Raw genomic sequence first — 14948 nt, forward strand, 5'->3', positions numbered from 1 at the left:
ACCCTCAAAAAGTTGCGTACGGCACACTTTAATCACATAGTATCGTGACGCTTGCCGTGTTAGGTATCTGATAGCTTTGTCGATATACAGCAGTCACAATTTATTTACGACACCACCATTTATTTAAAGCACCTGTTTTTGGTGAGAGGATATGTAGTCAGATCTATATGAGCATCCAACTAGATTTAACCACAGCCACCCCTAGGCAGAATTTCGACTCTGCACAGGGCTATATTACGCTGCAAGACCACCGTGTCATCGATGTCGACGAAAACATTGCAAAAATCTTCGGTTACAGTTGCCGTGAAGCACTTCTCAACAACGTCGATTTTGTCTACTCATTAATACCCAAAGATTATCACGGCTCTGTCCGTGAACGTTACCTTTCTGCGATTAAAGGCCAACTGGGAAAGGGAAAGCTTTATAAAGATATTCCGGTGAATAACCGCCTTCTCTCGCTGTTTAGCCTTGCTCAAGCGGTCAGAGTCAACGACCGCCCCGCTCTTCGTGTAATGATCATAGATATTACCTCAGTTGTTGCTTCAGAGCGTAAACATCAAGAAAAAGATCGTATGTACCGGACTTTACTCAATAGTTCGAAACAGGGCGTGCTCGTCCACCAAAATTTCAAGCCTCTAATGGTTAATCAAGCCTGGGTTGAAATGCAGGGTGCCAAATCGATAGAAGCAGTGCTCGCCATGGACTCAATCATTTCAATTATTCCGCCGGACAGTCGTATCAATGCCATGAGACGCAGCCAGAGTATTCTTGCCGGTGATACACCAAGCTTCAGTTCTGTGGTTGAAAACCAATGCTTTGACGGGAGTAAAAAACACTTCAATATCTACGACAACATCATCAATTGGGAAGGCGAAAAAGCGATCCAAGTGGTGGTAGAAGACGTTTCCGACAAGGTTAAATTAGAACAAGAGCTACTGCACCGCGCACTTCACGACGACCTAACACAAGTATTCAGCCGCAGTGCCATTTACGATTGGTTAAAAAAACCGTTAAAAGAACAAACTGAGATGTCTTGTTTACTGTTGGATATTGATGACTTCAAAAAAATTAATGACCAATTTGGACACAGTGTTGGTGACGAAGTGATTCGCACTCTCGCGAATACCATTAAGAAGCACGTCAAAGCCTTGAACGGCGTGGTTGGCCGCTGGGGAGGTGAAGAGTTTATCGTCTTCTTTCCAAAAAACCGAACGACTCATGGAACCATTTTCGACACGGCATACTCCCAAGCGAAAATTGTTGGTCAACGTATTTGCGAAGAATTTCGAACTCATCAATTCTTGGGATTTAATCGCACCAAGTTTCAATCAAGCGTCAGTATTGGCATTACCGACAGCTGCATCGTTCGTACCAACAACTCCCTAGATACGTTGATTCGAGTTACAGACGACGCGCTCTATCGTGCTAAATCCAACGGAAAAAATAGAGTCTCAGTAAACCACGAAGGTGCATGTATAGAGTGTGGCTCGTGAAACAATTGCTAAGCATCAAGAAAAGGTCATTTAAGCCTATAAGTTGACCCAAGATTTTCTTGTTATTTTTAAGTTCTAGTTTACTATGCGCCACCCCAATTTTTTCAGCAAATGCTGCAGGCAAACATGTCCGCCAACGCACTCTATACCGACCTATCCGGTTACTATGATTTAATGTGTGTCGATATTGACTACCAAGCGCAGAGTGACTGCGTTCGTAGGTTACATCAGATTTTTGGAAATGAAGGAAAAACACACCTCGACCTTGGATGTGGCACTGGACCACACGTTCGCCATTTTATTGATTACGGCTATCAAAGTAGTGGCCTTGATCTGAATAAACCAATGCTCGACATTGCTCAAGTTCGTTGCCCTGAAGCTAACTTTTCAGTACAAAACATGAGTAACTTTGAGGTCTCAGAACCGCTCGATCTTATCACTTGTTTCTTGTATTCCATCCATTACAACGACGGTATTGAGAGACTAAAAGAGTGCATTGCAAGCGTGCACCGAGCTTTGAAACACGAAGGTGTCTTCTGCTTCAACGTGGTTGATAAAGAGAAGATAAGCAATGACTTGTTTGTTCGACATACAGCCAACAAAGAACATGATGACTTTACCTTTCGCTCAGGTTGGTACTACTCCGGCGAAGGTAGTAAGCAAATGTTAAAGCTAAGTATCGAAAAAACGACTGCGGGTGAAACTCAAGTATGGAATGACGAACACCCTATGGTGGCATTCTCGTTTAAGGAGTTGATCGAGATATTGAAGCCCTACTTTGAGGTTCATATTTTTGAGCACGATTATGACAAGCTGCTGCCTTGGGATACCAAATCAGGTAATGCTTTGGTCACTTGTGTAAAAATCTAGGTAAGCCAATTCCAAACGAATTAAACCGATACAAGCACACAAAAAAGAACCCACACTCGCCGTTCTCTTTATAGAGTATCGAGCCAATGTGGGTTCTTCGTTTCTATATGTATCTTGCTACCAAATCAAACACAGATTGATTAGAAGTCCGCTGTCATACCTACGTAGTAAGTACGTGGCTCTTCAACATAACCCATACTCTCTAGCTCTTGTGATACAGCTTCATCAGTCAAGTTAGTAATGCCTGCACGTACTCTAACCGAATCATTAATGTTGTATACGCCACCAATGTTTAAAGTAGTGTATGCATCTTGAGTCAAATCAGTTTCGATATTACGTTCACCACGGTAACGCGCACTAATAAAGGTATTCAGATCGAAAGTTGGGCTCCAGTTCAGTTTAACTAAACCTGAATGCTTGTAACGCTCAAGCAGTTCTTCACCCGTTGACTTATCTTCTGTGTCTAAGAACGTGTAGTTACCAGACACGCCCCACTCATCGGTAATCTGAAATTGACCCGTAAGTTCGGCACCTTGAACCACCGCCTCAGATACATTGGTATAAGTACGCTTCCCTTTCACATAGCCAGTAGAGCTAGAACTGTCTGCGCACCCTTTACCCGATTCAAACACTCCGCCGTTCTCGCAGTACGTTTCATCGCGATCAATAAGGTCATTGATTTCGTTGCGGAACAAGGCACCTTCAACATTCCAACGTGGTTGGTTGTATATTGCTGCAATTTCATAGTTCAAGCTCGTTTCAGGCTTAAGGTTTTCATTGCCATACAAATCACACTTCCCTTTGCAGCTATTAACAGTGTAGTCAGCTTGGTTTTGAGTTAACGAAGGCGCTTTAAACGCCTTACCCACACCACCTTTGATGATGAGGTCATTAGTCGTTTGGTGAACTAAGTACACACGCGGGCTGAATTCTTCACCGTACAATTCGTGCTTATCTAAACGTCCACCAATGGTTGCGGTGAGTTGTTCAGTCATCAACCACTGGTCTTGAACAAACAAAGCACCTTGATACGCTTCTGATGTACCGTTGATCAAGTTTTCTTTGTTGGTTAATTCGCTCAACTGGTAGTCCATACCAAAAGTTACGGTGTGACTATCACCGAGATAAGTCGTTGCTGACGCTTCTACTATTTGAGTTAGCTCTTCTACATCGCTACTGTAATTGTTACCTAGATCAGCGGCATCGTTGTCTGTCACGTTTTCACGAGAGTAACGAACTTGTGTGTCACCCCAGTTCCAAAAACCGCTGTGTGTAATCGCTTGACTGTTACGTACAACATTACTATCCACTAGGTTCGAACCTGTAGCATGTTCTGCTAAACCATCACGTTTATCGTCACTATAGCCAAGGTCTAAATCAATCGTCTGATTGTCTGTCATATTCCATGTCAGGTTGGCAAGCAAACTTAAAGTGTCGCGTTCCTCTAGAGCGGTAATATTTTCACGACCATTACCTGTATATGGTTGCCATGCGTCACGCGAGGTTTGATTTAAAGAAAAACGCGCAAACAACTCATCATCAATCAATGCACCGGACGTAGTAAAACCAACAGAATATTCTTCGCCACCATCTCCGTCTAATGGAGATGAAGTGTCCATGTTAATCGTTGAGCTCCAATCATTTTCTGGAGCTTTGGTGATGATGTTGATTGTGCCACCCATACCATCTGAACCGTAAAGTGCAGACATTGGGCCGCGGATGATTTCAACACGTTCGATTGACTCAGCTGGAATAGTCGAGAGATCGAAATCGTTACCACGAATGATGGCACTTGCAGAGCTTAAGCGACGGCCATTCACCATGATAAGCGTATAGTCTGAATCCATACCACGAATAGAGATCATCTGACGGCCAGCACGTGTGCTATCAAAATCAGATTCCACACTCGTTGATTCTGCAACGATGTCAGCCAAAGTGATTCCAGGGCTGTCTTCGATGTCTTGAGCGGTGATAACCGACATTGAAGCTGGCACTTGTTTTAGAGCCATTTCAGTACGAGTTGCCGTAACAACCATTTGCTCATCTGTCGCTTGCGCTTCTTTTTGCGCTAACACGTTAGCCGATAGTGAGGTGCAAATAACAGCTACTGCGACCGAAAGGGGTTTACGAATCATAAGAGGTTTGCGAACTATAAGGTGCTTGCGAACCAAAAGAGGCTTGCGAATCAACAGAGATTTCTCAGACATGATATTTATTCTTATATGTAATTAGTAGTGATAATGGTTTGCATTAAACAACCAGTTACCACTCCAATCAACGAAAGTTTCATGCTGAAAATTCATTATGATTATTCACCTATCAAATAATGCAGGCAACATATATTCAATTCATTAGCATTAAGCCAGTAACATTCATGTGCCAGATAATTTAGGAGTATGTCTCTTTAAATAGTTCACGAATCCAACGACACATAGGGTCATTGTGGAAACGTTTATGCCAGTAGAGATATACGTCTTCTGATGGGCTCCTGATCGCTTTGGGTACGCGTTTACAAACAAGGTTTCTCTGTTTTGCTGCTTGTTGAGCAAAAGGTGTCGGCAGGTGAAAGATGATATCGGTCGCTTCAGCCATATCTGGAGCGACGTTAAAGTTAGACAGTTGAATCGGTATCGATAGCTGACGCTGCTTATCGATCAAGCCCAAATCTTTGAAACGACTTTCAATCGAGAGCTTCTTATCCCCTTGCAGTGAGATCTGGCCGAGTTGGCTACTCAATAAATCATCAACGGTGATCTCTTTATCCGCCAGAGGGTGGTCTTTGCTCATTAATAACCGATAATCGCGACTGATTACGAACATTCGATACAGGTTTTGTTCAGAACTTAATGGTTCATGCGTCGACAATACAAAGTGCGCATCACCTGATAACAGAGGTTCAAAGTGTCGTTTAGGAATCGAGTCGATATCGACAACCATATTCGGCGCTTGTTGGCGGATTTGTGCCACGACTTTTGGCAAAAGGTGTGAAACCTGAGGAACCAAGCCAAAGAACCGAACGGTACTATTACTCGTCTGCGGTTCAAATACGTCTCCATGGACCAATTTCTCAAGGCGTGTGAGCACAGAGTTGAGGTCTTGCTTAATGACTTCTGCTTTCGGGGTTAACTCATAACCATAGGCTGCGCGGACTAACAAGTCATCGTTGAATACCGTTCGTAGTTTTTGTAGTGAACGACTCACCGTCGGTTGGCTCATGTCCAACGCCAAGGCTGTGTTTGATACGTGCTTCTCTTCAAGAAGGTGTTTAAGAATAACGAGTAGGTTAAGGTCGACCTGGGCAAGATTCATTATAAGGATATTCAAAATACTGAAGATTCAATATGCGTATAGTGCTATTTCCCCAGAATTAATACAATTGATAATCACTCTTACTTTGATGTCATACAATGTGAAGTGCCGAATTTGATGCTAACTAAGTTTTTGAAAGGCTTATTTGGGTGACTTTAGACACAAAAAAAGAAGCCAAATGGCCTCTCTTTACCCTATTCACTCTCGCTACTATTTTCGTTAGCGCTCAACACTCGGCGAATAATAAGCGTCCAACAGTGAAATGAAATTCCCTCTATCAAGTTCGCTAAGTTGATTAATGCCAGCCGCTGCTTTTCTTCCTCCGCCAGTTACAAAGCTAGAGCAAATTTCATCTGCGCCTGTTCTATTGGATAGTGGTGCTCTTAGGCTAACAGTATAAGATTCGCCATCTTGGTTTTTCGTTAATACTGCTTGCGCTCGGTTTGGATCTTGATTCACGATCTCATTGCCAAATACACCGCTGATACGTCTTGCCCAAGTCTCACCGGGCAGTTCAAACACACGTGCGACTTTACTTTCATAAACAGGGGCAAGGTTTGATAGTTGCTGGCGGTCATTTTGGTAAGCCGCTCGTAATTGATAGAACACGGAGCCTTTGTCATCCATAAGATCGAACGGGTTCGGGTATTGATAAAGGTTTTGGTAGAGCTCAACTGGCGTGAAATGTAGATCGCTCAATGATGTGCCGTAGCCGTTGTAATTAACCAAGGTACCTAGCTCTTCTAAGAACTCAATTTGTGATTGTTCGAATCCATTTTCATCAGCTAACTGTGCGGCCACTACTTTTAAATTATCACCAAAGGCCGCCGCGATTGCCCAAGCTACGTGTGCACCATTTAGCTTCTGGTTAATCAATAAACTCGTGCAACTCTCTGCCGAGGTGTCTATCAGAGTGTCTAAATGCTCAGAGGTTGGCACGTCCCCTGTTCGATGGTGATCGCAGTAAAACACATCGATGTTGGCATCTAACAGTGAGTGCAATGCTGGCAGGTTCTTCTCCATCGACACATCAAGAACGGTAACGGAAGAGACATCATTTGGATTGCCCGGCTCTATGATTTGACTGGCAACTTGAGAAACCAACTTAATATCACGCTTTACACCGCTAACGAGTACGCTTTTTCTTGGTTCACTTAATCGCAGTTGTAGCAACGAGATGATACCGTCTGCGTCTCCATTGAATACGTCGTAGTGCATGCTGTTCCTCTTCCGTAAGATTTAACGTTTATTTGAAACGCGCCAAAGATATGGCTCACGTCAATGCGTTCGTTCATCGTTAGTCTGTCATTATTTTAGTTTTATTCCACAGATACTTAAGTCTATTTTGTAATGCCTTATTCTTATTTCTATCGATTCAGGCACTTGCCTATTCTTCAGGCACAAAAAAGGCGCGAATAATTCACGCCTTTGCTTTCTAAGAACTCACGCCTTGGGTTTCAAATACTTAACATATTTGGTTTCTAACTTGCTCTAGCAGTCTTATGACGTCTTGAACTGTGCTACCGCTTGATCCATATCGTTCGCTTGCTCAGCTACTTTATCGACTTCGACCAAGCAATGCTGCGCCGAAGCGTTGTTATCATTCGAGATGGTATTCAACTCAGTAATTGAGTCACTCACTTGTGTCATTACGGCACCCTGCTCTTCAATCGCTGAAGCAATACGTTCTGAGTTGCCTTGAATGCTTTCCATATCACTCAAGATCAGTTGCAAGCTTGCATCCAGTTCTTCTGAATCTTTAAGTGTCAGCTGGCCTTGTTGATTACACTCGCCAATCTCTGTCATAGAAGCATTCATTTGGCTCTGGATTGCAGTTACTACACTGGTGATTTCAGTGGTTGATTGGTGCGTTCTGCTTGCTAACGCTCGGACTTCATCCGCAACAACGGCAAAGCCACGACCTTGCTCACCAGCACGAGCGGCTTCAATGGCTGCGTTCAGTGCTAATAGATTAGTCTGTTCCGCTATACCTTGGATAATGTTAACGGCACTGCCAATTTGATCGACATGGTGATTCAAAGAACTAATCGAATCTTGGCTACTTGAAAGGCGTTCAGACAACTGGGTAATGTTATTGATGGTATCAACCACCACTTCACGACCTTTGTCGGCATTCACTTTCGCTTGATGAACGCCTTCAGCGGCAACCGATGTACTTTCTGATATTTCCCCAATAGTCAGTACCATCTCTTGCACTGAAGTTGTCATTGTTGAGGTGTGATTTGCTTGAACTTCAAACTGTTTGATGACCGATTCAAGCTCGTCATGCATGCTCGACGTACTTTGTGTCAACTGATGCGACTTAGATTGAGACGTTGCTATCAACCCTTCAAGCTGATCTAGCAGTTGATTGAAGTATTCGCCTAGCTTACCGAGTTCGTCTTTGCCATTCTCCGTCGCACGAATAGACACGTCGTTCGAGTCGACAATATTACGGATCACAGTAAGTAGAGATTCAATCTTACCGATGATTGAACGGACGATTAACCAGCTGAATAGAATGATCGCCACTAACAGTGTGACGCAAAGTGTGTTGTTGATCAGCGATAGTTTATCCATCTCTTGCTGTGCCTGTTGATCTAACACGGCCGAGAATTCTTTGAATTGAGTCTCGATAACGTGCGAACCTGTGCGCGCTTGCCCTAATAACCCTTCGTTATGTTTTAACCCTATCACTCGTTTCTGATCTACGACTTGACGAGCTGCTTCTATCAAAGCAGCTGAGCCACCCGCATTAGAAGTAATAGACAGAACACTTGGGTCGAACTCACCCTTCTCGATCAGATCATTGAAGAGATACAGCTCAATTTTTTGTTCAGCACTTGCTGAAGCACTTATGTTATCGAGTACAGCATGAAATTCCCCTAACAATCCTTTGTCTCGTGCTAGTCCATACACTTGGCTGGCTTTAACAAGGTTAACAAAGCTTGTGTGGTACGTTTCGATATCTTCACGCAAATGCGTACTGTTGGCCAAACCCAGATCATTCAGCACAGCATTAAGCTCAGATTCAGACGCTAAGAATTTTTTGTAATTTACGTCGAATTTGTCGAGGTATTTCAGATCACTGCGAAGTAAGAAATCTTTCTCGTTACGACGAAGGTTTAGCAGTCGCACTTCAAGTTCTTTGGTAATTTGTTTGGCTTCGCTCATTTTAGCGGTGGTGTCCGCAAATTGAGATGTGGTAAACAACAATGAAATCATGCCGAAGATGGAGAACACCCCCAACGAATAGAGCTTTTTCTTTATATTCATATACATGGCTCGTCTTTACTAAATTAACTATAAGTATCTAATTGATCGCATCAAAGCATGGATATGCGGCTAGTGCGATCGAGTTATTGTTATGATTTTTTATCAGTAATGGGGTTGAATTTTTGTAGCGGCCCTGCCCGCCAGTAGTGACATCATCAATACATTCAAACAAAAAAGATCCGCCCCATTAACGATAAATCAATCAATCACACATTTTAGTTACATGTACATTAATAGAATTATAAAAGTGAGAGACAGATATTTGACGGGGTATAAATAGCTGAACGCCTTGCTATTAAGGCTTTGAATTAAAACAGTTTGGGCAATTAATGATCTGACGGCTGTGAATGACATTTTTTTGGCTCATCAGCGGAGCAAGAACGAAGAGCAATATTGGGAGGTTTTGACTTTTTTTTGAAACGATGAGTCCATCGATTAGTGATTGTATAGTCGAGAGAAAACGGCGAAAAAATGGACCTACTCAATTCGAGTCAGGTCCATTTTTAGATTTCTTAATCAATCGCTTTGCAGCTAATAAGTTAGGGTTTGAACTTAAGGCTGACTAAAACGCTTTTACCATCTTAGATAGGCACTTCAGTAATACCACTTTCTCATCTTCTTCGATGTCTTGCGTTAATTCATTAACTAGGTTCAAGTGAAGCTGATTGTGGTGAACGTGAATCTTCTGCCCTTCATCAGTTAGAGCAACCACGATTGCACGACGGTCCGTTGGGTGTTCATGGCGTTCAATCAATTCGGCTTTAACCAGCTTTTCGATTTGAACGGTCAATGTACCCGTGGTGATGCCCAGCTTTTCAGCGAGCTCTTTCATTCTTAACGCGCCATGCATACCAAGTACTTCAATAGTGTGTACTTGAGCCAGGGAGTAACCCGTCTCTTTGACAACAGACTGCTCCCACGAAGACATTTTATCGTAGAACTCAGTCAGTATTTGGTTAAGCTGTTCTATATTTCGCATGGTCGTTTGAATGCACTTCAAGAGTAAGATGATTAATCTTATCAAACTTGGAGAGCATTTGTTTATATTCAGACACGGTTTTATCACTGTTTGATTCAAGAGTAATTGCTGCTGAATAGTGATGCCCACTCACCTTCCACATATGGAAATCGGTGACCGACGCATAAGGCGTTAAGGTTTCGGTCACTGAGTCGCGATAATCTTGGTCGATATTCTCATCAAGCAGGATTGGACTGGTTTGTTTCATAAGGTTCATCGTCCACTTAGCAATCACAAATGCGCCAACCATTCCCATTGCTGCATCTAACCAGTTCCAACCGTAAAACTTACCAAACAGCAGCGCAACAATGGCCAACAGTGAAGTCAACGTATCCGCCAACACATGCATGTAGGCTGCGCGTAGGTTATGGTCATGATGGTGCTCACCATGCTTATGATTATGGTCGCTGTCGTGATCATGGCTATGTGAATGACCGTGATTCTTACTATGATTGTTACTATGATTGTTACTATGATTGTTACTATGATCGTGGCCATGTTCGTGTCCGTGATCATGATGGTGATCGCCGAGTAAAAACATACTTACCACATTCACGGTTAAACCAATACAAGCAACGATGATCGCTTCATTGAACTGAATCGCTTGTGGGTTAAACAAGCGATGCACTGATTCCACCAGCATCAATAATGACACAATACCCAATGCAATCGCGCTGGTGTAGCCCCCTAACACGCTGACTTTGCCAGTACCAAACGAGAAACGTTCGCTCTCGGCATGTTTCTTCGCATATCGGTATGCAAATAAGGTGATACCAAACGCTGCAGTATGCGTTCCCATGTGCCAACCATCGGCAAGCAATGCCATTGAACCATAAATGGTACCCGCAACGATTTCGACAACCATGGTAACGACGGTCAATAACAGGACATAGAACGTGCGTTTCTCACCTTGGCTGTTATGTGAAGAAAAGTTGTGTTGGTGACGTGTTGGAAAACTCAAAATGGCGTCCTTAACTTGTATTTGTGGTTAGATAATCGTTGTTAGCAAAATCCCTTTGATTGACAAGTAATTTGATAATCAAAGCAACTGGTTGAAATTTAGTTTGATCATCAAAGTTTGTCAACGGCGAATTTGATTTTCGAAATGGGACGAAAATGAATAAGGCTCACTTAATCAAGAAGTAAACTCTGGGCAGGTCTCTGATTTTGAGTAAAACACTAGCCCTAATCACGGCTCCACTATTCTTCTAAGTAACTAGAATTCATACCCAGTAGTCCTCTGAGTTAATACAAAATTGGTATTTTCTTTCTAAACAGATAGAAACTAAAGAAAGGACATTACCTTGACTAAATTAACCAAAACCGTGTTAGCAATGAGCGCACTCAGCGTTGCTCAAGGCGTCGTTGCGGCAGACCAACCGAACATTCTTGCTATCTGGGCAGATGATCTTGGTTACTACAACACTAGCGCATACAACCGTGGAATGATGGGCTATGAAACGCCGAACATCGATCGTATTGCTAATGAGGGTGCTATTTTTACGGATATGTACGCACAACAATCTTGTACGGCTGGCCGTGCTTCGTTCGTGACGGGTCAACACCCATTCCGTACCGGCCTACTTACTATCGGTATGCCAGGTTCTGCACACGGAATTCCTGACTGGGCTCCTACCATTGGTGATGCTCTTAAAGAAGAAGGTTACGCAACGGCACAATTCGGTAAAAATCACTTAGGCGATCAAGACAAACACCTTCCTACAAACCATGGTTTTGATGAGTTCTTTGGTAACCTTTACCACTTAAACGCGGAAGAAGAGCCTGAAACCTACTTTTACCCAAAAGACCCAGAATTCAGAAAGAACTACGGGCCTCGTGGCGTTATTAAAGCAACCTCTGATGGCAAAATCGAAGATACGGGTCCACTGACTCGTGCTCGTATGGAAAACATCGATGAGGACTTTACCGAAGCGGCTATCACGTTCATGGAGAAATCTGTAAAAGAAGATAAGCCGTTCTTTATCTGGTACAACTCGACTCGTATGCACGTTTGGACTCGTCTGAACGAACATTACAGCGGCATTTCAGGTCAAGGCATCTACGCTGATGGTATGGCTCAATTAGACGACAACGTGGGCGCGTTGCTTGATACTCTTGAACGCTTAGAAGTTGCAGACAACACGATTGTCATCCTTTCTACCGATAACGGTGCAGAAAAGTTTACATGGCCTGACGGCGGTACATCTCCTTTCCACGGTGAGAAAGGCACAACTTACGAAGGCGGCATGCGTGTTCCACAAATCGTGAAATGGCCTGGTGTAATCGAACCTGGCTCTGCGGTTAATGCGCTAATGTCTCAAGAAGACTGGTTACCGACACTAGCTGCTGCTGCCGGTAATGACTCTATCGTTGAAGACCTTAAAGAAGGTGTTTCTCTAAATAATACAGATTGGCGTGTTCACTTAGATGGCTCGAACTTTATGCCATATTTTGAAGGAGAGGCTGAAAAGTCACCCCGTGAAACTATCTTCTACTTCTCTGCAAACGGTGACTTCAATGCGCTTCGTTGGAACGATTGGAAAGCAAGCTTCGCTATGATGGAAGGCACAATGCAATCGGCTATCCGTCAAGCTCCTGCTTGGGCTTCAATTACAAACCTACGTATGGACCCGTTTGAAACCGCAGCGAAAGAATCTGGCATGTACACTCGTTGGATGGTAGACAACATGTGGTTATTCGTACCAATGTCTCAAGAAGTGATTAAGTTTATGGGCTCTCTAAACGATTACCCAATGCAACAAGGCCAAGGCTTCAGTGCCGCAGACATCAATTACAACACGCTAAAAATGCAAAAGCTGATTCAGCAGATGCAAGCACAAAACGCGAAATAGCGGAGCAAGGGTTAAACAGCGAAGCAACAGCTAGATAACCCGGCTACCGACCATTAAAGATAACTGACTAATTAAAGCCCCACTGGGGCTTTTTTTGTGAGGCATCAACAATCTTTTTTCTAAACCATGAATGCGCCATATCTGCATTACGACTCTTGTGCCACACCAGATATTCAGTACCAAGATCCGATTCAAACGGTAAAGGCGACAGCTTAAAATCATCCAGCAAGCCATACCTTTCAAGTATCGATTTCTGACTAATACAAAGCCAATCCGTCCCTCTTACCATATCAAGCATTTCAAATGGGCCAGGCGCCTTTCGTGCAACCTTTCTACTTTTCGCATACTTACTGGTTTTGGTTAACGGCGATTCTTTGGTATCCCACATACTATGAAGAACATGCTTCTCTTCAAGGTATTCTTCCAACGTAATCTCGTTCCCTAATCTAGGGTGGTTTTTATCATAAGCAACCACCATAGGTTCGTTAGAGAGCTGAATACATTCCATTGCCGGATCGTTGATAGGCGTATGGACTATACACAAATCATATCGGTGTTGGCGAAGGTCTAGAACGATGTCTGCGGTATAGTAAGGGTCAATATGAAGACCTATATCTGGCGTTTCCGCATAGAGGATATCGGATACACGCTTCATCAATGAATAAGTTGCACCACTAATACAAGCGACATTAAACGACCTTTCAATTTTTGTTGGGTCGAACTTTCGCTTACTTGGAAAAGTCGATTCAAAGGCATCGTAGGCCTGTTTTATCTGAGGGTAGATGTCATAACAAAAACTGCTCGGTCTATAACCTTCCTTTGTTTTCACAAACAACGGATCATCATAGGTTTCTTTTAGTCGGTTAAGCGCCTTACTAATTGCGGGCTGAGTAACGCCAAAACGTTTCGCGGTATTCGAGATAGAGAGCTCTTCCATCATGACAACAAAATACGGGATCAGACTAAAATCAGTGTTTTTCATGTTCTATTTACCAAACTCGCGTACTAAATTAACTTTCATATCATTGAATTATACCGTATCAACCAAGCACTTCATTAGCGACCCTTTTATTTTGGGAAGTCACCTACGAATTAACATGCTAGAAACGATGATTAACAGAACACAAAAAGCCCACACTTGGCAGGCTCAGGTAACTCTAAGTCAGTGATGGCGTTTATTTGCTTTGTAGCAGAGTAATCTCATCATTAACCCAGCCTAATAACTGCTTGGTCGCTTTAGACAAGACTTGATTCTGCCTCACGATATAGCCTAGGCTGGTGCTAGAGAAATTGGTCAATGGCGTAACCTTTGAATTCAAATACTGCTTAGTGGATATCGCAAACTCAGGAATGATGGCCACTCCAAACCCAGCTTCTGCCCAGTCGATTTGAGCATCGACACTCCCTACTTCCATGACTCTATGATTGGGTAGATTAAGGCTTGGTAAACCTTCATCAATGAAGTCACGGGTTCTCGTATCGTGGCCAAGTAGAATCAAGGTGAGTTCTGTCTCTATATCGTCATCTTTAACCTCGTTTCCTGTCTTGCTATCAGAGTATTGCATGTCGAAGCCATCGCCTAACGCACACCATGAAAGCTCTTGAAGCTTAGTAAAATAGAGCGACTCGTTGTGTTGCTCTTTCGCAATCACAAAACCAAGATCCGCCTGAGCGTTCTTAACTAAACTCGATGCTTGAGATGACGTAGTGTTCAGTAGCGTTAGGTCGATACCCGGATACTGCGCTTTGAACTTCTGGAACGGGCGAATTAGCAAGAATCGAGAGATGATGTCGCTCACGGCAATAGTTAACGTGCCTATTTTAAGGTCGTTAATGGCGTTGAGATCGGCCTGACAAATCTGCAGTTCGAGTAATGTTCTTTGACTTGTCTCTAGTAACCTTTCACCTGCTTGAGTCAGTTGAAACGGACTTCGCTCTATCAACTTGATGCGTGTTTGTTGTTCCAGTTGTTTTAGGTGCAAACTCACATTGGGTTGTGTCATATGCAGTGCGTTGGCTGCTTTTCCGAAATGCTTATATTCCGCTAGCGTCACAAACGTCTTCAACAAATTAATATCGAGCATCATATCCCTCCCAGGTTTTTTACATTATATATGAAATCCTTATCAA

At 43.1% G+C, this 14948-nt stretch carries 11 protein-coding genes; 3 read left to right on the forward strand and 8 right to left on the reverse strand.

Features of this window, described 5'->3' with window-relative positions:
* Positions 1-167 precede the first annotated feature (167 nt).
* Together AB6D80_RS09035 and AB6D80_RS09040 are read left to right on the forward strand one after the other, a co-directional pair.
* Positions 168-1493: a sensor domain-containing diguanylate cyclase gene (locus AB6D80_RS09035; RefSeq protein ID WP_102248872.1), complete on the forward strand. Its 1326-nt coding sequence runs from the start codon at positions 168-170 to the stop codon at positions 1491-1493.
* A 126-nt stretch (positions 1494-1619) separates the two neighbouring features.
* Complete coding sequence (locus AB6D80_RS09040; protein WP_102248871.1) at positions 1620-2363, forward strand: class I SAM-dependent methyltransferase; 744 nt, start codon at positions 1620-1622, stop codon at positions 2361-2363.
* A gap of 140 nt (positions 2364-2503) precedes the next feature.
* Here AB6D80_RS09040 and AB6D80_RS09045 read toward each other — a convergent pair whose 3' ends face one another.
* The 6 genes from AB6D80_RS09045 to dmeF form a co-directional block, all read right to left on the reverse strand.
* Positions 2504-4498 carry a TonB-dependent receptor domain-containing protein gene (locus AB6D80_RS09045; RefSeq protein WP_371704002.1) on the reverse strand — a complete coding sequence of 665 codons (1995 nt, stop codon included), beginning with the start codon at positions 4496-4498 and terminating at the stop codon, positions 2504-2506.
* Between the two features lie 253 nt (positions 4499-4751).
* Positions 4752-5672, reverse strand: coding sequence for a LysR family transcriptional regulator (locus tag AB6D80_RS09050; RefSeq protein ID WP_029223872.1), 921 nt, complete (start codon positions 5670-5672; stop codon positions 4752-4754).
* Positions 5673-5891: 219 nt separating this feature from the next.
* A complete protein-coding gene (locus tag AB6D80_RS09055; RefSeq protein WP_372188346.1) occupies positions 5892-6890 on the reverse strand; it encodes a DHH family phosphoesterase in 999 nt (332 codons plus the stop codon).
* 282 nt (positions 6891-7172) lie between these two features.
* The gene (locus AB6D80_RS09060; protein WP_371695514.1) at positions 7173-8897 is read right to left on the reverse strand and encodes a methyl-accepting chemotaxis protein; all 1725 of its coding nucleotides are present in this window, start codon (positions 8895-8897) and stop codon (positions 7173-7175) included.
* A 613-nt stretch (positions 8898-9510) separates the two neighbouring features.
* Complete coding sequence (locus tag AB6D80_RS09065; RefSeq protein ID WP_017099853.1) at positions 9511-9927, reverse strand: MarR family winged helix-turn-helix transcriptional regulator; 417 nt, start codon at positions 9925-9927, stop codon at positions 9511-9513.
* Positions 9905-10927, reverse strand: a complete 1023-nt coding sequence (gene dmeF / locus AB6D80_RS09070) for a CDF family Co(II)/Ni(II) efflux transporter DmeF (RefSeq protein WP_372188348.1) — start codon at positions 10925-10927, stop codon at positions 9905-9907. Before dmeF ends, AB6D80_RS09065 begins: the two co-directional genes overlap by 23 nt.
* 373 nt (positions 10928-11300) lie before the next feature.
* On the opposite strand from dmeF, the gene AB6D80_RS09075 reads away from it, so the two are divergent.
* Positions 11301-12818: an arylsulfatase gene (locus AB6D80_RS09075; protein WP_372188368.1), complete on the forward strand. Its 1518-nt coding sequence runs from the start codon at positions 11301-11303 to the stop codon at positions 12816-12818.
* A gap of 67 nt (positions 12819-12885) precedes the next feature.
* On the opposite strand, the gene AB6D80_RS09080 is transcribed toward AB6D80_RS09075, so the two are convergent.
* Together AB6D80_RS09080 and AB6D80_RS09085 are read right to left on the reverse strand one after the other, a co-directional pair.
* On the reverse strand, positions 12886-13800 hold the full coding sequence (locus tag AB6D80_RS09080) for a LysR family transcriptional regulator (protein ID WP_009846875.1): 915 nt from the start codon (positions 13798-13800) through the stop codon (positions 12886-12888).
* Positions 13801-13993: 193 nt separating this feature from the next.
* On the reverse strand, positions 13994-14905 hold the full coding sequence (locus AB6D80_RS09085; protein WP_017104384.1) for a LysR family transcriptional regulator: 912 nt from the start codon (positions 14903-14905) through the stop codon (positions 13994-13996).
* Between the last annotated feature and the right edge of the window lie 43 nt (positions 14906-14948).

Source organism: Vibrio sp. 10N.247.310.17, assembly GCF_041466605.1.
In the GTDB taxonomy this organism is placed as follows: Bacteria; Pseudomonadota; Gammaproteobacteria; order Enterobacterales; family Vibrionaceae; genus Vibrio; species Vibrio tasmaniensis_A.